The sequence below is a fragment of the uncultured Aureimonas sp. genome, from assembly GCF_913775355.1.
GTDB lineage: Bacteria > Pseudomonadota > Alphaproteobacteria > Rhizobiales > Rhizobiaceae > Aureimonas.
This window is the reverse complement of record NZ_CAJYIU010000095.1, coordinates 1-15,836: the sequence shown is the minus strand read 5'-3', so window position 1 is coordinate 15,836 and position 15,836 is coordinate 1. Positions and strand designations below refer to the sequence as shown.

General features: G+C 70.6%; 18 protein-coding genes. 8 read left to right on the top strand and 10 right to left on the bottom strand.

Going from position 1 to position 15,836, the window contains the following annotated elements; genetic code table 11:
- Positions 1-108 precede the first annotated feature (108 nt).
- The 3 genes from QZ753_RS06760 (at position 109) to cysC (ending at position 3,427) form a co-directional block, all read left to right on the top strand.
- Positions 109-798, top strand: coding sequence for an exopolysaccharide biosynthesis polyprenyl glycosylphosphotransferase (locus tag QZ753_RS06760; RefSeq protein ID WP_294642152.1), 690 nt, complete (start codon positions 109-111; stop codon positions 796-798).
- A 113-nt stretch (positions 799-911) separates the two neighbouring features.
- Complete coding sequence (gene cysQ / locus QZ753_RS06755; protein ID WP_294642150.1) at positions 912-1,772, top strand: 3'(2'),5'-bisphosphate nucleotidase CysQ; 861 nt, start codon at positions 912-914, stop codon at positions 1,770-1,772.
- A 32-nt stretch (positions 1,773-1,804) separates the two neighbouring features.
- Positions 1,805-3,427 carry an adenylyl-sulfate kinase gene (cysC, locus tag QZ753_RS06750; RefSeq protein WP_294642148.1) on the top strand — a complete coding sequence of 541 codons (1,623 nt, stop codon included), beginning with the start codon at positions 1,805-1,807 and terminating at the stop codon, positions 3,425-3,427.
- An 84-nt stretch (positions 3,428-3,511) separates the two neighbouring features.
- Here cysC and QZ753_RS06745 read toward each other — a convergent pair whose 3' ends face one another.
- The 3 genes from QZ753_RS06745 to QZ753_RS06735 all read right to left on the bottom strand — a co-directional run bounded on the left by QZ753_RS06745 (position 3,512) and on the right by QZ753_RS06735 (position 4,761).
- On the bottom strand, positions 3,512-3,673 hold the full coding sequence (locus QZ753_RS06745) for a hypothetical protein (RefSeq protein WP_175526828.1): 162 nt from the start codon (positions 3,671-3,673) through the stop codon (positions 3,512-3,514).
- Positions 3,674-3,748: 75 nt separating this feature from the next.
- On the bottom strand, positions 3,749-4,450 hold the full coding sequence (trmD, locus tag QZ753_RS06740) for a tRNA (guanosine(37)-N1)-methyltransferase TrmD (RefSeq protein WP_294642144.1): 702 nt from the start codon (positions 4,448-4,450) through the stop codon (positions 3,749-3,751).
- A gap of 8 nt (positions 4,451-4,458) precedes the next feature.
- Positions 4,459-4,761: a putative quinol monooxygenase gene (locus QZ753_RS06735; RefSeq protein ID WP_294642142.1), complete on the bottom strand. Its 303-nt coding sequence runs from the start codon at positions 4,759-4,761 to the stop codon at positions 4,459-4,461.
- Between the two features lie 202 nt (positions 4,762-4,963).
- Between QZ753_RS06735 and QZ753_RS06730 the strand changes: the two genes are divergently transcribed.
- The gene (locus QZ753_RS06730; RefSeq protein ID WP_294642140.1) at positions 4,964-6,346 is read left to right on the top strand and encodes a polysaccharide biosynthesis/export family protein; all 1,383 of its coding nucleotides are present in this window, start codon (positions 4,964-4,966) and stop codon (positions 6,344-6,346) included.
- Positions 6,347-6,354: 8 nt separating this feature from the next.
- Here QZ753_RS06730 and QZ753_RS06725 read toward each other — a convergent pair whose 3' ends face one another.
- The 3 genes from QZ753_RS06725 to QZ753_RS06715 all read right to left on the bottom strand — a co-directional run bounded on the left by QZ753_RS06725 (position 6,355) and on the right by QZ753_RS06715 (position 8,102).
- The gene (locus QZ753_RS06725; protein WP_294642138.1) at positions 6,355-6,513 is read right to left on the bottom strand and encodes a hypothetical protein; all 159 of its coding nucleotides are present in this window, start codon (positions 6,511-6,513) and stop codon (positions 6,355-6,357) included.
- 128 nt (positions 6,514-6,641) lie between these two features.
- Positions 6,642-7,232, bottom strand: a complete 591-nt coding sequence (locus QZ753_RS06720; protein WP_294642136.1) for a hypothetical protein — start codon at positions 7,230-7,232, stop codon at positions 6,642-6,644.
- A 30-nt stretch (positions 7,233-7,262) separates the two neighbouring features.
- Complete coding sequence (locus tag QZ753_RS06715) at positions 7,263-8,102, bottom strand: PhzF family phenazine biosynthesis protein (RefSeq protein ID WP_294642134.1); 840 nt, start codon at positions 8,100-8,102, stop codon at positions 7,263-7,265.
- Between the two features lie 246 nt (positions 8,103-8,348).
- Here QZ753_RS06715 and QZ753_RS06710 point away from each other — a divergent pair, with 246 nt between their 5' ends.
- On the top strand, positions 8,349-10,271 hold the full coding sequence (locus QZ753_RS06710) for a methyl-accepting chemotaxis protein (protein WP_294642132.1): 1,923 nt from the start codon (positions 8,349-8,351) through the stop codon (positions 10,269-10,271).
- Positions 10,272-10,289: 18 nt separating this feature from the next.
- On the opposite strand, the gene QZ753_RS06705 is transcribed toward QZ753_RS06710, so the two are convergent.
- Both QZ753_RS06705 and gloB read right to left on the bottom strand, forming a co-directional pair.
- Entirely contained in the window at positions 10,290-10,736 is a 447-nt protein-coding gene (locus QZ753_RS06705) for a cupin domain-containing protein (protein ID WP_294642130.1), read from the bottom strand.
- Entirely contained in the window at positions 10,733-11,503 is a 771-nt protein-coding gene (gene gloB / locus QZ753_RS06700; protein ID WP_294642128.1) for a hydroxyacylglutathione hydrolase, read from the bottom strand. Before gloB ends, QZ753_RS06705 begins: the two co-directional genes overlap by 4 nt.
- 74 nt (positions 11,504-11,577) lie before the next feature.
- On the opposite strand from gloB, the gene QZ753_RS06695 reads away from it, so the two are divergent.
- Together QZ753_RS06695 and QZ753_RS06690 are read left to right on the top strand one after the other, a co-directional pair.
- Positions 11,578-12,342 carry a methyltransferase domain-containing protein gene (locus tag QZ753_RS06695; protein ID WP_294642154.1) on the top strand — a complete coding sequence of 255 codons (765 nt, stop codon included), beginning with the start codon at positions 11,578-11,580 and terminating at the stop codon, positions 12,340-12,342.
- Between the two features lie 34 nt (positions 12,343-12,376).
- A complete protein-coding gene (locus QZ753_RS06690; RefSeq protein ID WP_294642126.1) occupies positions 12,377-13,360 on the top strand; it encodes an aldo/keto reductase in 984 nt (327 codons plus the stop codon).
- A 22-nt stretch (positions 13,361-13,382) separates the two neighbouring features.
- On the opposite strand, the gene metW is transcribed toward QZ753_RS06690, so the two are convergent.
- Complete coding sequence (gene metW, locus QZ753_RS06685; RefSeq protein WP_294642124.1) at positions 13,383-14,045, bottom strand: methionine biosynthesis protein MetW; 663 nt, start codon at positions 14,043-14,045, stop codon at positions 13,383-13,385.
- Complete coding sequence (locus QZ753_RS06680) at positions 14,042-15,223, bottom strand: homoserine O-acetyltransferase (protein WP_294642122.1); 1,182 nt, start codon at positions 15,221-15,223, stop codon at positions 14,042-14,044. The genes metW and QZ753_RS06680 overlap by 4 nt, the downstream gene beginning before the upstream one ends.
- A 122-nt stretch (positions 15,224-15,345) precedes the next feature.
- Between QZ753_RS06680 and QZ753_RS06675 the strand changes: the two genes are divergently transcribed.
- Positions 15,346-15,836 (top strand): aminotransferase class I/II-fold pyridoxal phosphate-dependent enzyme (locus QZ753_RS06675; protein ID WP_294642120.1); only part of this gene is annotated, 491 nt, incomplete at its 3' end.

Here is a 15,836-nt window from a genome sequence, read left to right as displayed (position 1 = left end):
CAGCGCAGGGCCGCCCTGCACTGTGCAGGTGCGAAGGAAGCGTTGCCGGGAAGCCTCAACTCCTCTATAAGATGCTTACCGTTCTTTTAAGAACCCGACGGGAATCCGATGGCAAAGATCACCACGTTGGCGACCACCACCAGCGACGTCACCCGACAACCTGCAGCGGTCGATCTTTCCCGCCCGGTCGGCGGGTCGCTGAAGCGGGCTGTCGACCTCACGCTGACCCTTGGCGCCCTCCTCGTTCTCAGCCCCTTGATGCTGATCATCATCGCCGCGATGAAGATCAGCGATCCCGGCCCGGTCTTCTTCGGCCACAAGCGGGTCGGCTTCGACGGCCGCCACTTCCGCTGCTACAAGTTCCGCTCGATGGCCACCAACTCGGCCGAGCTCCTGCAGCGCCTGCTGCAGACCGACCCGGCCGCGCGCGCCGAGTGGGAGGCCACGCAGAAGCTGCGCAACGACCCGCGCGTCACGCGCCTCGGCCGCTTCCTGCGCGAGACCAGCCTCGACGAGCTGCCGCAGCTCTTCAACGTGCTGCGCGGCGAGATGAGCCTGATCGGCCCGCGCCCGATCGTCGACGAGGAGGTGCACCGCTACACGCACCGCTTCGAAGCGTACAAGCGCACCCGTCCGGGCGTCACCGGCATGTGGCAGGTCAACGGCCGGTCGAACACGAGCTACGCTTCGCGCGTCAAGTTCGACACCTACTACGTTCGCCACTGGTCGCTGTGGCTCGATATCCAGATCCTCATCAAGACCGTGAAGGTCGTGATGAAGCGCGAAGGCAGCTGCTGACCGCAGACGCCGAACGCGGAATGCACGGAAAGGGAAGGTCCTCGCGGCCTTCCCTTTTTTGTTGCCGTCCGCCGGCTTTCTCGAACCCGAACTTCATGCGAAGGACTGCGGGCATGACGCACCCGTCCCCCAGCCCCTCGCCCGATGGCTTCCCGTTCGATCACGACGCGCTTCTCGAGCCGCTCTGCGCTCTCGCGCTCGAGGCCGGCGCCTGCATCCTGCGGCACTATCGGCCGGACGTCGCGGTGGTGACGAAGGGCGACGGCTCGCCGGTGACGCAGGCCGACGGCGAGGCCGAAGCGATCATCCTCGAAGGACTGGCGCGCATCGCGCCGGACATTCCCGTGGTGGCGGAAGAGGAAGCGGCGGCCGGGCGGTGCCCGGAGGCCAGCGCCCGGTTCTTCCTGGTCGACCCGCTCGACGGGACGCGCGAGTTCATCTCCGGCAACGGCGAGTTCACCGTCAACATCGCCCTGATCGAGAACGGCGCACCGGTCCTCGGCGTCGTCTACGCCCCGGCGCTCGGGCGCCTCTTCGCCGGCGGCCCGGCCGGCGCCTGGCGCCGCGAGGGCGCGGACGCGCGCCATGCGATGCGGGTGCGCGCGGCGCCCGGCCCGCTCACCGTCGTCGGCTCGCGCAGCCACGGTTCCGCCGAGACCGCGTTCTTCCTCGAACGGCTCGCCGTCGCCGGTTTTGCCGCCTGCGGCTCGTCGCTGAAGTTCTGCATGCTGGCGGCGGGCGAAGCGGACTTCTACCCCCGCTTCGGCCGAACGATGGAATGGGATACGGCGGCGGGGGACGCCATCTTGCGGGCGGCGGGCGGATGCGTGACGACCTGCGACGGCCAGCCGCTGCGCTACGGCAAGCGGCAGCAGGCGCACGACACCGACTTCGCCAATCCGAATTTCCTCGCCTTCGGCAACCCCGCCATCCTGCCGCGCGCCTGCACGGACGTCGCATCCCCCGCTCCGTGAACCGCCGACCCAGCCTTCGGGAGACCCGTCGCATGGCCCCACACGATTTCGGCGCACCCGCCCCGCTCCGCCTCCTCCTCTGCGGCTCCGCTGCGGGGACCATGCCCGACCGTCCGTTCGAGCCGGCCGGCGGCCAGCCGCTGGCAGTCGTCGATCGGAGGGGCCACGAGGACGTCGGCGCCCTCGCACTCGCCGCTGCCCGGTGCGACGCGGCGGTCGTGGTGGTCGACACGGATCGCAGCGTCGACGACGCCCTGCGGCGCATGCTTCAGGTCGTGCGCCTCGCCGGCCTCCACAATGTCTTCCTCGCCGTGGATGGCGAGTCGTCGCCGGATCTCCGCGAGGACCTTACGCACATCGCGCGAACCCTCGATCTCTTCGCGCCCGCCTCGATCGAGTCCGCGCGCGATCTGTGGTCGACGCTCGGTGATGAGTTGTCCGGCGCGTCGGCGATCGGCCCAGCAGCCGATGCGCCGTTTCGCCTCCTGGTCTCGGATGCCCCGTCCCCGCAAGCGGTTTCCGGCATCGTGATCGCCGGTACGGTGCGCATCGCCGACCGGATCGCTTCGGTCGAGACCGGGCGCGCCAGCCAGATCGCTGCCATGGACGTCGACGGCGAGGACCGGGCGCAGGCTGCGGCCGGTGAAACCGTGACGCTCCGACTGGAGGCGCCGGTCGGCACGGCGGCGGGCGACGTTCTCGCCGCAGCGGGCGACCGGCCGGAGACCTGCGACCAGTTCGCCGCCGATCTCCTCTGGATCGGGCCCGAGCCGCTCCTGCCCGGCCGCGCCTATCGCATCGAGATCGGCACGCGGCAGGTGCCAGGCAGCGTGACGCGCATCAAGCACCGGATCGCCGGCGACGACGCGCCGCCGGTCGCGGCGGGAACGCTGCGCGTGGGCGACCGCGGTCGGGTGAACCTGTCGCTCGCGCAGCCCGTGGCCTTCGAGCCGTTCGCGCGCGACCGGGCGCTCGGAACCTTCACCGTCGTGGATACGGCGAGCGGCCACGCGATGGGTGTCGGCACGATCGACTTCGCCCTGCGGCGTGCCGCCAACATCCACCGGCAGGCGGTCGACGTGACCAAGGCTGCGCGCGCCGCCGCCAAGGCCCAGCGCCCGGCGCTCCTCTGGTTCACCGGCCTGTCCGGCGCCGGCAAGTCGACCATCGCCAACCTCGTGGAGAAGCGCCTCTTCGCGCTCGGCCACCACACCTATCTCCTCGACGGCGACAACGTACGCCACGGGTTGAACCGCGACCTCGGCTTCACCGCGGCCGACCGGGTGGAGAACATCCGGCGCGTCGCCGAGACGGCCAAGCTCATGGTGGACGCCGGGCTGATCACGCTCGCCTCGTTCATCTCGCCCTTCCGGGCCGAGCGGCAGTTGGCGCGCGATCTCCTCACCGAGGGCGAATTCGTCGAGGTGTTCGTCGATGCGCCGCTCGGCGTCGTGGAGGCCCGCGATCCGAAGGGCCTGTACGCCCAGGCGCGCGCCGGCCGGATCCCGAACTTCACCGGCATCGACAGTCCCTACGAGCCGCCGGCCGCGCCGGAACTGCACCTCGAGACCCATCGCCGCTCCGCCGACGAACTCGCGGACGAGGTCGTCGCCTATCTCGACCGGGCGGGTTTTCTCGATGCGGGCGCCGACTAGCGCCTCGTCGTGGGCGAACAGAGATGGCGCCTCGCGGCGGTCGCGCGATGGGCGACGCGACGATCGGCCCGGTCGGAAAGTGTCCTAGACCAGCATCGCGATGTTGACGACGGCGAGCCACAGGATCGCCGACAGCGCCAGCCCGACGGCAAGGCCCCGCGCCGGGCGGAGGACGTCCGGGCATTCCACATAGGCCTTCGCCGCGGCGCGCCGGAGGAGGGCGGCAAGTTCCAGCGATCCCGTCATGGATGAAGCCCTTCGCTGCATGCTGGTTGCGACGAGGTTAACGAATCTCGCCGCGCCTGTCGCCTAAACTCGCGTTCAGGATGATGTCGTTGGACGCCGGGCCCAGAGGTCCGGCCGGCGCTCTGCCGTCAGCCGCTCGGCCGCTTCGCGGCGCCAGCGCGCCACCGCGCCATGATGGCCCGAAGTCAGCACAGCTGGGATCTCCCGCCCCTCCCACACCGCGGGGCGGGTGTAGTGGGGGTGCTCCAGAAGCCCATCCTCGAAGCTCTCCGTCTGGCCGGATTGGGCGTTGCCCATCACGCCGGGCAGGAGCCGGACCACCGCGTCGAGAAGCACCAGCGCCGCCATCTCCCCGCCGGAGAGGATGTAGTCGCCGATCGAGACCTCCTCGAGCGCCCGCGCCTCGATGACGCGCTCGTCGACGCCCTCGAACCGGCCGCAGACGATCACGGCGCCCGGCCCCGCGGCGATCTCGCGAACGCGCGCCTGGTCGAGCGGTCGCCCGCGCGGGCTCATCAGGAAGCGAGGCCGCCCGTCGCCCGTCGGCGACGCCGCGTCGATCGCATCGGCGAGAACGTCGGGCCGCAGCACCATGCCGGGCGAGCCGCCGGCCGGCGTGTCGTCCACCGTGCGATGCCGCCCGATCCCGTGGTCGCGGATCTGGCGCGCCTCCAGCCGCCAGTCGCCGCGCTCCAGCGCGCGGCCGGCGAGCGAAACGCCCAAGGGGCCGGGAAACATCTCGGGATAGAGCGTCAGGACGCTGGCGTGAAACGGCATCGCTCGGATCAGGCGAAAGGCTCGACCGAGGCCGTTTCGATCAGCTTCAGCTGCAGCTCCCGGACCTCGACGGTCTTCAGCGCATCGCGCCACACGGTCATGTGCGGCGCCTTGCCGTGGGCGTCGAGCGCCTCGCGGCTTTCCCATTCCTCGTAGATGCGGATGAGGCCGGGCTCGCGGAGGTCCTCGGCGAAGGCGTAGACGATGCAGCCGGCCTCGGCGTTGGTCGTCGCGACGGTCGCGCGCGCGACCTCGCGAACGGCGGCAAGGCCCTCGGGCGTCAGTCTCAAGATCCCGGCAACGACGATCATCGGCATGCATCCCTGCGGCGCGGCCGTCCGTCGGCTCGCATTCGCGTCTGGCCTAACGCGTGCGCCGGCCTCGCGCAACGCAGCACTCGCCGGACCACGATCGTGGCGCACAATGACGCGGTGCAGCATCGTCCTTGACGGGACTCCCGTAGAAACGGCAAAGATGAAGACGTTGCCGCCTAACGGACAGAGGATACTGCGCATGCCTCGGATCGCCTGCCGCCCGTCCGTCCTCGGTGCCGCCGTTCTCGCAAGTCTGATCGCTGCCGCCGCCCCCCCCGCGAAGGCCGTCGAGCCCTACAGGCTTCAGGTCGGCGATACGATCGACTTCTCGATCCTCGGGACGCTTCCCGTGGCGCGCAAGATCATGATCGACCAGGACGGCACGATCAGCATCCCGCTCGGCGGCCGCTTTCCCGCCGCCGGTCTGACGATCGAGGCCTTGCGCGAGAGCGTCGCGCAGCGCCTACGGACCGTGTCCTATCCCGCCGGCGTCGACGCGCAGGGCGCCGCCGTCTGGAGCGTGATCTACCCGGAGGGCGTCCTCCTCGACGTCGGCGAGTTCCGCCCGGTCTACGTGTCGGGCGACGTCCTGACCCCGAGCGCCCAGCCGTTCCGCGCGGGCCTCACGGTGGCGCAGGTCGTGGCGGTCGTCGGCGGCCCGAGCGTCTCGCGCTCGCGGCAGGACCATTCACTGGATCGCGCGGCGCTCGGCGAGGAGGAGACCGAAGCGTTCTCCGCGCTGTTCCAGGCGCGCCTTCAGGTGGCGCGGCTGGAGGCGGAACTGGCGGGGCCGGGCGAGCCGGACCTTGCCTCGATCCCTGCGGACGGCGTCGAGCCGGGGTTGGCGGACCGGTTCCGGTCGCTGGTGCGCGAGCAGCTGGCCGCCCGCCGCGACGACCGCGAAAAGACGCGCGATAATCTCAGGACGAGTGTTGCCGGGTCCGTCTCGCGCCTGGGCTTTCTCCAGCAGACGCAGCGCAATCTCGAGGACGAGACGCGCAACTACGACGACGAGATCAAGCGCGTCGAGGAGCTGCTGCAGAAGGGACTGACACCGATCGACCGGCTGCGCGCGGCCCAGCGCGGCGCCCTCCTCGTCTCGACGCGGTCGCTCGACACGCTGTCGGCGATCAGCGAGGTCGAGCGCGACGTGACCGACCTCCAGCGTGAACTCGTGAAGCTCGACGACACGGCGCGGATGGAAAATCTCGCCGCGCTCCAGGTCGCGTCGGCCGGGGTGAGCCAGGCGACGGCCCGCATCGAGGGCCTGCGCGAGAAGGCGCGCATCGTCTCGGGCGTCGGCGACGAGCCGCAGGCGATCCGCTATTTCGTCACCCGCGCGACCGACGGTGCCTCGACTCGGCAGGCGGTCGAGGCCGGCACGGTGCTGCAGCCCGGCGACCTCGTCGAGGTCGTGCTGGTGGAGCCCGCGAGCGAGCCCACGCCGGTCGCTCGAACGGCCGAACTGGCGAGCCCGACCGTTCCCCAACTTGCCGCGCCCGATACACTTGTCGAAGCGGCGGCGCTACCGACGCAGGCGTCGTCGGGCCGGGTGCCGACGCCGACACCGGCCCTTCGCTAGGGCGGCCGTCAGCCGAAGATCAGCGCGCCGATGCCGGTCCAGATCACGGCGGAGAGGCCGAGACCTAGCATGATGCCGCGCGCGGGTTTCAGCGCCTCGGGGGCCGGTGTGGCGGCCGAGCGCGGACGGCGACGGGACGGGTTGGCCGACAGGACGGAAGCGGACATGGCGAGTTCCCCGATGGATCTGACGCCAGAATGGTCGGGCACCCGCTAACGCAACGCGTCGGAAATCCGTCGAATTCGATGCAAACCCCGTTTTCCCGAGCCCCGCAGGCCTGAAGCGGCCGGGGCGGTCAGCCGCCGTCCGGCCGCATGGTGCCGAACCAGGTCGAGAGGATCGCACGCGCCGCCTCCGACACGGCGCCCGCAAGGGCCGGTGTGTCGCGGCCGCAGCGAAACAGCGGCGCGCGTCGGTCGGCGAAGGCGATGGCCCGCTCGAGGCCCGACCCCGTCGGGACCGAGACGTCCTCCGCGGCGCCCGCGACGCAGCCGGGACCCTCGTCCGTCGGCGCCTTGACGACGACGAGGAGATCTGGCGCCGCGGCGACGACGTCCGGGAAGCGGTAGCGCAGGACAGCCGCGAACGGTCGGTCGCCCGCGAGCCGCCAGGTGACGGAGCGCCCGAGGCGACCGCCGGCGGGCGGCGGCGGCAGGAAGTCCACCGGCCTTGCGAGCGCCACCTCGCGCGCCGTCTCCGGCCCGCGCAGGAAGACGTCGGTCCCCACGAGACCGGAGCAGCGGAGCGGAGCCCCCTCGCCGGCACCGCCCTCGAGGGGCTGGCAGAGGCTTGGGATGAGCGGTGAGACCGCGCCCGTGATCTCGGAAGGCGGCGCGGCAGCCGGCTGACCCGAGAGGACGCCGAGAAGGAGAAGCAGGGGATGCATCGACGGTCCTCCCGTTCGATCCTCAATCGCTCACAGTTCGAGCGTGCCGTCGATCAGGATCGTCACGGCGCCCCCGATGAGGACGCGTCCCGCTCCGTTCGAACGGACGTGGACGCGCCCGAGCCGGCCGATTGCCGTACCCTGCGCAGCCGTGTAGCGCTCCGGCAGGCGTCCCTCGGCTTCCAGCCAGCGGGCCAGCGCCGCGTTGAGGGAGCCGGTGATCGGGTCTTCCTTGATGCCGTGCCAGACGGTGATCATGCGAACCTCGACGTCGGCGTCGCCGCCGGGCGCATGGGCGCCGATCAGGCCGATGCGGCGTTCGGTCGGGAAGCTCGCGCCGCGCGCGTCGGCGGCGAGCACGGCCTCAGCGCTCTCCAGTTCGATCGCGTCCCAGGTCGGTCCGTTGTCGAGCCGGACGGCCCGGCGGACGGCTTCGCGCGGGATGCGCAGTGCCGCAAGCGTCTCGGCGAGCCGCTCGGGCTCCATCGGCTGGATGCGGGTCGGCGGCGCCACGAAGGCCGGAACTTCTCCGCTTCGATCGATCTCGACGATGCCGATCGCGCATTCCTGGCGCACCAGCGCCGGGTCGCGCGGGGTGCCGCCGGCGTGGAGCCAGGCGGCGCAACTTCCGAGCGTCGGGTGTCCGGCGAAAGGAAGCTCGCCCGTGGTGGTGAAGATGCGCACGCGGTAGTCCGCCGTCTCCGGGTCGGTCGGCGGCAGGAGGAAGGTCGTCTCGGCCAGGTTCGTCCAGGCGGCGAACCGCTGCATGGCGTCGTCGCCCAGCCCCGCGCCGTCGAGCACGACGGCCAGCCCGTTGCCGCGGGTCGCAACGTCCGAGAAGACGTCGCACTGAATGAACCGACGGCGCATGGCTTCGCCCTCCCCTTCGTCTCGCCCGTCCCGGCTTATGCGCCGTGCCGGGGGCGTCGTCCAGCCGAGCCCGCATGAAGCAACGCGACCCCGTTGGCGGCATCCACCATTGCTTCTCGCATGACGCCAGGATGATCAGCCGTAACGGGATCGATCGTGCGCAAGCAATACTAATGCAGACAGAGTATTAAGGCGGCGGTGCGATCTTGCCCTTCCAAGAAGATCAAAGGGGGAAGCGTCCGCACAATGCGCCTTACGATTTCGCGAAAGCTCGCCATGCTCATCGCGCTCGCCGCGATGGGCAGTCTCGCCGTGATGGCGGTCCAGCTTATGGAGCTTCGGTCCACCATCTGGGCCGATCGCGAGCACATGCTGCAGATGCAGGTCGAGGCGGCCGTTTCGGTGATGAAGCACTTCGCCGAGGAGGCGGATGCCGGGCGCATGACGCAGGAGCAGGCGCAGACCGCCGCGCGCGAAGCCGTCCGCAACGCGCGCTACGGCAAGGGCGAGTATGTCTTCGCCTTCCTGCCGGACGGCACGCGCGTGATCCACGGCGACAGCAAGCTCGAAGGGAAGAGCGGCTGGGACGAGCGTGACAGCAACGGCCTCTACCATATCCGGGCGTTGATCGCGAACTCGGCGAACGGCGGCGGCTTCACCAGCTACTACCGCACGCGCGTCGGCGAAGACGTGGCGCAGCCCAAGCTCTCCTACACCACCCAGTTCGCGCCTTGGAACTGGACGGTCGGCACCGGCGTCTATGTCGACGATCTCGAGACGCTGTTCCGCTCCTCGCTCTACAAGGCCGCCGGCTGGAGCGCGGCGATCCTCGCCGTGCTGTGCGGCGCGGCCTTCGCGATCGCCGGCTCGATCTCCAAGCCCGTGATCCGCCTCACCGCCGACATGCGGCGCCTGGCCGAGGGCGACAAGAGCGTCGAGGTCTCGGGGCTCGGTCGCCGCGACGAGATCGGCGCGATGGCCGAGACGGTGCAGGTGTTCAAGACCGCCGCGATCGAGAAGGAGCGCCTCGAAGCCGAGGCCGAAGCCTCGCGCGTGGCGCAGGCCTCGACCCGCGAACGTCAGGCGGCGATCGACAGCGCCCGCGCCGAAGACCTGCGCGCCTTCGTCCACCTCGTCGAGACGAGCTTCGATCGCCTGTCCTCGGGCGACCTGACGGTGCGCATGGACGCGGGCGTCGCGCCTGAGTTCGAACCCATCCGCCAGACCTTCAACGCCTCCGTCGATTCGCTGGAGACGGCGATCGGCGCGGTGGTCGGCGCGATCGGGACGATCCGGCTCGGCCTCGGCGAGATCTCCAACGCGTCCAACGATTTGGCCCATCGCACCGAGCAGCAGGCCGCCAATCTCGAGGAGACCGTCGCGGCGCTGGGAGAGGTGACGCGTGCGGTGAACGGCACGGCCGAGGGCGCTTCGAAGGCGCAAGGCTCGGCCGCCGCCACGCAGAAGAACGCCGAGGCCGGCGGCGCGGTCGTCGCGCGCGCCATGTCCGCCATGGCCGAGATCGAAGATTCGTCCGGCAAGATCGGCCGCATCATCGGCGTGATCGACGAGATCGCCTTCCAGACGAACCTTCTCGCGCTGAACGCCGGCGTCGAGGCCGCGCGCGCCGGCGAGGCCGGACGCGGGTTCGCGGTGGTCGCGCAGGAGGTACGCGGGCTCGCCCAGCGCTCGGCCGAGGCCGCCAAGGAGATCAAGACGCTGATCTCGGCCTCGGGCACGCAGGTCGAGGCGGGCGTCGAACTCGTCACCGCCTCGGGTCGCAGTCTCGAGCAGATCATGGGCGAGGTCGCCGACATGAACCGGATCGTCGGCCAGATCGCGGGTTCGGCCCGCGAGCAGGCAGTGGCGCTGCGCGAAGTGTCGACCGCCGCCGACCAGATGGACAAGGTCACGCAGCAGAACGCGGCGATGGTGGAGGAAACGACGGCCGCCGCGCAGGCGCTCTCGGCCGAGACCGAGCAACTCGCCGCCCTCACCCGTCGCTTCCGCACCCGCGCCGGCAGCCTTGCCGTCGAGGCCGCACCCGCGCGCGCGCCGCATCGCCCGGTTCCGGCGGCCTCGCGGCCGGTGGCGCAGATGCGCATCGTCGCTCAGGCCAAGGCGAGCCCCCAGGCTGCCGCCGCCGAGGACAGCTGGGAGGAGTTCTGAGATCCGTCGCCCGCCGCGCTATCCGACGCGCGGCGGGCGCGGCGTCGGTCGCCAGTCGGGCGGCGCCATCTCGAAGCTCTCGAACCGGAAGCCCGGCGCGACGGTGCAGGTGACGAGCGTCCATTCGCCGAGGCTCGTCGCCGTCTGCCACCAGCCAGCCGGCACGGTGAACTGGGGCACCTCGCCGGTGAGGATGCCGGGCCCCAGCCGCTGGGCCGAGGCGTCGTGCCCGTTGGGCGACACGGTGATGACGAGCGGCGCGCCGGCATGCCAGGCCCAGGTCTCCGCGGCATCCGTCACGCGGTGCCACTCCGACGTCTCGCCGAGGTCCAGAAGAAAGTAGATCGCGGTCGAGCGCGCCCGGCCCGTCTCGTCCGTGGCGGTGTCGCGGAACGTCTCGCGATACCAGCCGCCCTCGGGATAGGGCTCGAGCTTCAGCGCCGCGATGACGTCGCGCGCCCTCAATATCCGTTCCTCTTCTGGCGGAGCGCCGCGAAGACGGTGACGGGGTCCTCGCCCGCCATGCCGAAGGCGGCTTGGAGCTCCGGATCGTCCGCCCTGAGGAACGGGTTGGTCCGCTTTTCGCGCCCGAGTGCGACGGGCAGCGTCGCCTCGCCCCGCACCCGCAGCGCCTCGACCTCCTTCACCCGCTCCTGCAAGAGAAGGTTGCCGGGATCGACGTCGAGCGCAAAGCGCGCGTTGGTCGCGGTGTATTCGTGCCCGCAATAGAGCAGCGTCTCGTCCGGCAGCGCGCGTAGGCGCTGGAGGCTCTCCCACATCGTCGCCGCATCGCCCTCGAACAGCCGGCCGCAGCCGAGCGAGAAGAGGGCATCGGCGGCAAACAGCGCGTTGGCGCGCGGGACGAAGTAGGCGACGTGCCCCGCGGTGTGGCCGGGCGTGTCGATCACCTCGACGCCGAGCGACCCGATCTCGAACCGGTCGCAGCCGCGCACGCCCCGGTCGATGCCGGGAATGCGGTCCCGCTCGGCCTCGGGGCCGATGACGTGGGCCCCGAACCGCGCCTTCAGCGCCGCGTTCGCCGCGACATGGTCGCCGTGGTGATGAGTGGTCAGGATATGCGTCAGGCGCCAGCCCTCGCGCTCCAGCGCATCGAGGATCGGCCCCTCCTCCGGCGCGTCGATCGCGATCGTGTTTCCCGCCTGCGGGTCGTGCAGGAGGAGACCGAAATTGGTCTCGCGGCAGGGAAACTGCCGAATCGGATACGCTGACATCGCAAACCTCGCGCCTTGGCCTCGCTCGCGCTAGGTAGGGCGCGAGCCCTGCACCGGGAGAGCGGATGACGACCGTGAACGCCGACATCGTGGACCTGCGCGATTTCTACGCCTCGCGGCTCGGCGATGCCTGCGTGCGCTCGCTCGCCATGGCGCTCGGCACGGTGTGGAAGCCGATCCGCGACGAGCGCCTCGTGGGCCTTGGCTACGTCACCCCCTATCTTGACCGCTTGACCGGCGAGGCCGAGCGCACGCTCGCCTTCATGCCGGCCGCGCAAGGCGCGGTGAACTGGCCGCTCGGCCGCCCGTCGCTCGCCGCCCTCGTCCACCCGGCCGAACTGCCGCTCGGCGACGCGGCCGTCGACCGCATCCTGATGGTGCACGCGCTGGAGTTCGCCGAGGACCCGGCGGAGATGCTGGGCGAGGCCTGGCGGGTGCTGGCGCCGGGCGGGCGCCTCGTGATGGTGCTGCCGAGCCGCGGCGGGATGTGGTCGCGCTTCGAGCATACGCCCTTCGGCTCCGGCCGTCCCTGGTCGCGTGCGCAGGCGACCCGCCTCCTGCGCGATACGCAGTTCACGCCGGCCGGCTTCTCGGAGGCCCTATTCTTTCCGCCCTTCCGCCGCGAGCGGCTCCTCAACCTCGCCGGCCCCTGGGACCGCGCCGGGCGCCGCTTCTGGCCGATCTTCGCGGGTGCGATCGTCATCGAGGCGGTCAAGCTCGTCTACCGCGGCATTCCCGTCACCAGCCGCGAGCGCAGCCGCATCCGCGCGATGCGCCCCGTGCTGGTGCCGCAGGGTCGGCCGGCGCTGCACCTCGAAAAGCCGCCCGAGGCACCCTAGCTCCCGGCTTCGGCCATCGATCAGGAGTGCATCCATGGAACAGCGCAAACTCGGCCCCGACCTTCGGGTCTCCGCCCTCGGCCTCGGCTGCATGGGCATGTCGGAATTTTACGGCGCGGGCGACGACGGCGAATCGCTGTCCGTCATCCACCGGGCGCTCGACCTCGGCATCACCTTCCTCGACACGGCCGACATGTACGGCGTCGGGCGCAACGAGGAGCTCGTCGGGCGCGCGCTGAAGGGCCGCCGCGACCGCGTCGTACTCGCCACCAAGTTCGGCAATGTGCGCGGGGCCAACGGCGAGCGGCTCGGCATCAACGGCCGGCCGGACTACCTCAGGCGCGCCTGCTACGCGAGCCTGAAGCGCCTCGGTGTCGAGCATATCGACCTCTACTACCAGCACCGCGTCGATCCAAACGTTCCGATCGAGGACACGGTCGGCGAGATGGGCCGCCTCGTGGAGGAGGGCAAGGTGCGCTTCCTCGGCCTGTCGGAGGCCGGGCCCGACACGATCCGCCGCGCGCACGCGACCCACCCGATCGCCGCCCTCCAGACCGAGTATTCGCTCTGGAGCCGCGACCCGGAGGCCGAGATCCTACCCACTTTACGTGAACTCGGTATCGGCTTCGTGCCCTATTCGCCGCTCGGTCGCGGCTTCCTGACCGGCCGCTTCCAGAAACCGGAGGATCTGCCGGACGACGACTTCCGCAAATCGAGCCCGCGCTTCTCGCCGGAGAATTTCGGGAGGAACCTGAAGCTGGTCGATACGGTGAAGGCGATCGCCAAGCGGAAGAACGCCGCCCCCTCGCAGCTCGCGCTCGCTTGGGTGCTCGCGCAAGGCGACGACATCGTGCCGATCCCCGGCACCAAGCGGATGCGCTATCTCGAGGAGAACGCGGAAGCCGTCCATGTCGAGCTCACCGCCGACGATCTCGCCGAGATCGACGAGGCCTTCCCGGCGGGCGCCGCCGCCGGCGAGCGCTACCCGGAGGCGGGGATGAAGGCGGTCAACCTCTGACGATCGGCTGCCGGGCGGCGCGTCAGCGCCGCCTGAGCACGAACACGCCCTGCGCGCCAAGGAGGTTCCATACCGCCCAGGGCAGGCGCATGCCGATGCGCTCGCCGGCGGAGTTGAGGGCGACCGCGCCCTCCACCTCGGCGCCGAGCTCGCGCGTCAGTTCGACGAAGTCGCGGATCGTGCAGAAGTGGATGTTGGGCGTGTCGTACCAGGAGTAGGACAGGCTCTTCGTCACCGGCATCCGGCCCTTGAAGAAGAGCGACGAGCGCACCGACCAGTGGCCGAAGTTCGGGAACGAGACGATGGCGCGCCGGCCGATCCGCAGGAGTTCGGCAAGCACGAGCTTGGGGTTCTCCGTCGCCTGGATCGTCTGCGAGAGGATAGCATAGTCGAAGGCCGCGTCGGGATAGTGGACGAGGTCGCGGTCGGCGTCGCCCTGGATCACCGACAGGCCGCGCCGCACGCAGGCGTTGACGCCGGGCTGCGACAGCTCGATGCCGCGCGCGTCGACGCCGCGCCGCGCCTGCAGCAGCTCCATCAGCGAGCCGTCGCCGCAGCCGATGTCGAGGACGCGCGTGCCCGGCTCGACGAGTTCGGCGATGATGCGCAGATCGACGCGCGCGCCGGCATCCTCGAAGGCGACGCCCGGCGTCGTCGGCACCGGCAGGCTCTCCACGGCGCTCATTGAAGGCCCCTCGCCTTGGCCGCCGCCGACACGAAGCCCTGCACGGCACCGGTGAACTCCGGCTCGTCGAGCAGGAACGCGTCGTGGCCCTTGTCGGTCTCGATCTCGACGAAGGAGACCGAGGCGGCGTTGGCGTTCAGGGCATGGACGATCGCCCGGCTCTCGCTGGTCGGGAACAGCCAGTCCGACGAGAAGGACACGAGGCAGAAGCGCGTGCGCGCGCCGCGGAACGCCTCGGCGAGCCGCCCGCCGTGCTCGGCGGCGATGTCGAAATAGTCCATCGCGCGCGTGAGGTAAAGATAGGCGTTGGCGTCGAACCGGTCGACGAAGGTCATGCCCTGGTGGCGCAGGTAGCTCTCGATCTGGAAGTCGGCCTCGAAGCCGAAGCCGAGCTTCTCGCGGTCCTGCAGGTTGCGGCCGAACTTGCGGTGCAGCGCGGCCTCCGACAGGTAGGTGACGTGCGCGGCCATGCGCGCGACGGCGAGCCCCTTGTGCGGGCGCGTGCCGGCCTGGAGGTAGTGCCCGCCGCGCCAGTCGGGATCGGCCATCACCGCCTGCCGCCCGACCTCGTGGAAGGCGATGTTCTGCGAGGAATGACGCGCGCCGGTGGCGATCGGCAGCGCCGCGAAGACACGGGTCGGATAGGCCACCGTCCACTGGAGGACCTGCATGCCGCCCATCGAGCCGCCGATCACGGCGAAGAGCTGGTCGATGCCGAGGCGGTCCATCAGCATGGCCTGCGCCCGCACCATGTCGCCGATCGTCAGCACCGGCAGGTCGAGCGCGTAAGGGAGCCCCGTCGAGAGGTCGACCGAGGCGGGGCCCGTCGAGCCCATGCAGGAGCCGATGACGTTGGAGCAGACGACGAAGAAGCGGTCGGTGTCGATCGGCTTGCCCGGACCGATGAGGGTCGACCACCAGCCCGGCTTGCCGGTCACCGGGTTTGGGCTCGCCGCGTACTGGTCGCCCGTCAGCGCGTGGCAGACGTAGATCGCGTTCGATTTGTCAGCGTTGAGCTCGCCATAGGTCTCGTAGGCGATGTGGAAGGGCGAGAGCGTCCGGCCGGCGTCGAGGCGCAACGGCTCGTTCTCGCCGAAGAAGGCGACCTTGGAGGACGGCTGGCGCGCCTCGCGCGCGCTCAAGGTTTCTTCGGTGGCGGGATCGGCGATGATCGACATGGCCCGTGCTATCGCCGACCGTCCCGCAGCGCAACGGATTGTTGCGCTTCGTCTCGACAGGCGCGGCGGTGGGGAGTATGCGCGGGCGCATGTCTTCCACAGGCCGACCGTCAGGACCCGCCATGACCAGCCTTCCCGCCCGCCCGCAGCCCAAGCCCGGCGTCCTCGACATCGAGGCCTATGTGCCGGGCAAGAGCAAGGCTCCGACGGGTGTCAAGCTGCACAAGCTTTCGTCCAACGAGACGCCGTTCGGCGCCTCGCCCGACGTGCAGGCCGCGCTGCGCGACGTGGCGGCCCATCTCGAACTCTACCCCGACGGCCAGGCCGGCGCCCTCAAGGCGGCGATCGCCGAGGTGCATGGGCTGGAGCCCTCGCGCATCCTGTGCGGCAACGGCTCGGACGAGCTTCTCGGGCTTCTCGCGCAGGCGTTCCTGTCGCCGGGCGACGAGGCGATCCACACGGAGCACGGGTTCCTCGTCTACGACATCTACATCCGCGCCGCCGGGGCGACGCCGGTGGTCGCGCGCGAGCGTGACGAGCGCGCCGAGGTCGACGCGATCCTCGCCTGCGTCACCGCACGCACCAAGATCGTGTTCCTCGCCAACCCGAACAA

What these genes read in the sequence shown, in the direction of transcription:
- QZ753_RS06760 (WP_294642152.1), top strand. Translation starts at nt 109, where the DNA reads ATGGCAAAGATCACCACGTTGGCGACCACCACCAGCGACGTCACCCGA.
- cysQ (WP_294642150.1), top strand. Translation starts at nt 912, where the DNA reads ATGACGCACCCGTCCCCCAGCCCCTCGCCCGATGGCTTCCCGTTCGAT.
- cysC (WP_294642148.1), top strand. Translation starts at nt 1,805, where the DNA reads ATGGCCCCACACGATTTCGGCGCACCCGCCCCGCTCCGCCTCCTCCTC.
- QZ753_RS06745 (WP_175526828.1), bottom strand. Translation starts at nt 3,673, where the DNA reads ATGACGGGATCGCTGGAACTTGCCGCCCTCCTCCGGCGCGCCGCGGCG.
- trmD (WP_294642144.1), bottom strand. Translation starts at nt 4,450, where the DNA reads ATGCCGTTTCACGCCAGCGTCCTGACGCTCTATCCCGAGATGTTTCCC.
- QZ753_RS06735 (WP_294642142.1), bottom strand. Translation starts at nt 4,761, where the DNA reads ATGATCGTCGTTGCCGGGATCTTGAGACTGACGCCCGAGGGCCTTGCC.
- QZ753_RS06730 (WP_294642140.1), top strand. Translation starts at nt 4,964, where the DNA reads ATGCCTCGGATCGCCTGCCGCCCGTCCGTCCTCGGTGCCGCCGTTCTC.
- QZ753_RS06725 (WP_294642138.1), bottom strand. Translation starts at nt 6,513, where the DNA reads ATGTCCGCTTCCGTCCTGTCGGCCAACCCGTCCCGTCGCCGTCCGCGC.
- QZ753_RS06720 (WP_294642136.1), bottom strand. Translation starts at nt 7,232, where the DNA reads ATGCATCCCCTGCTTCTCCTTCTCGGCGTCCTCTCGGGTCAGCCGGCT.
- QZ753_RS06715 (WP_294642134.1), bottom strand. Translation starts at nt 8,102, where the DNA reads ATGCGCCGTCGGTTCATTCAGTGCGACGTCTTCTCGGACGTTGCGACC.
- QZ753_RS06710 (WP_294642132.1), top strand. Translation starts at nt 8,349, where the DNA reads ATGCGCCTTACGATTTCGCGAAAGCTCGCCATGCTCATCGCGCTCGCC.
- gloB (WP_294642128.1), bottom strand. Translation starts at nt 11,503, where the DNA reads ATGTCAGCGTATCCGATTCGGCAGTTTCCCTGCCGCGAGACCAATTTC.
- QZ753_RS06690 (WP_294642126.1), top strand. Translation starts at nt 12,377, where the DNA reads ATGGAACAGCGCAAACTCGGCCCCGACCTTCGGGTCTCCGCCCTCGGC.
- metW (WP_294642124.1), bottom strand. Translation starts at nt 14,045, where the DNA reads ATGAGCGCCGTGGAGAGCCTGCCGGTGCCGACGACGCCGGGCGTCGCC.
- QZ753_RS06680 (WP_294642122.1), bottom strand. Translation starts at nt 15,223, where the DNA reads ATGTCGATCATCGCCGATCCCGCCACCGAAGAAACCTTGAGCGCGCGC.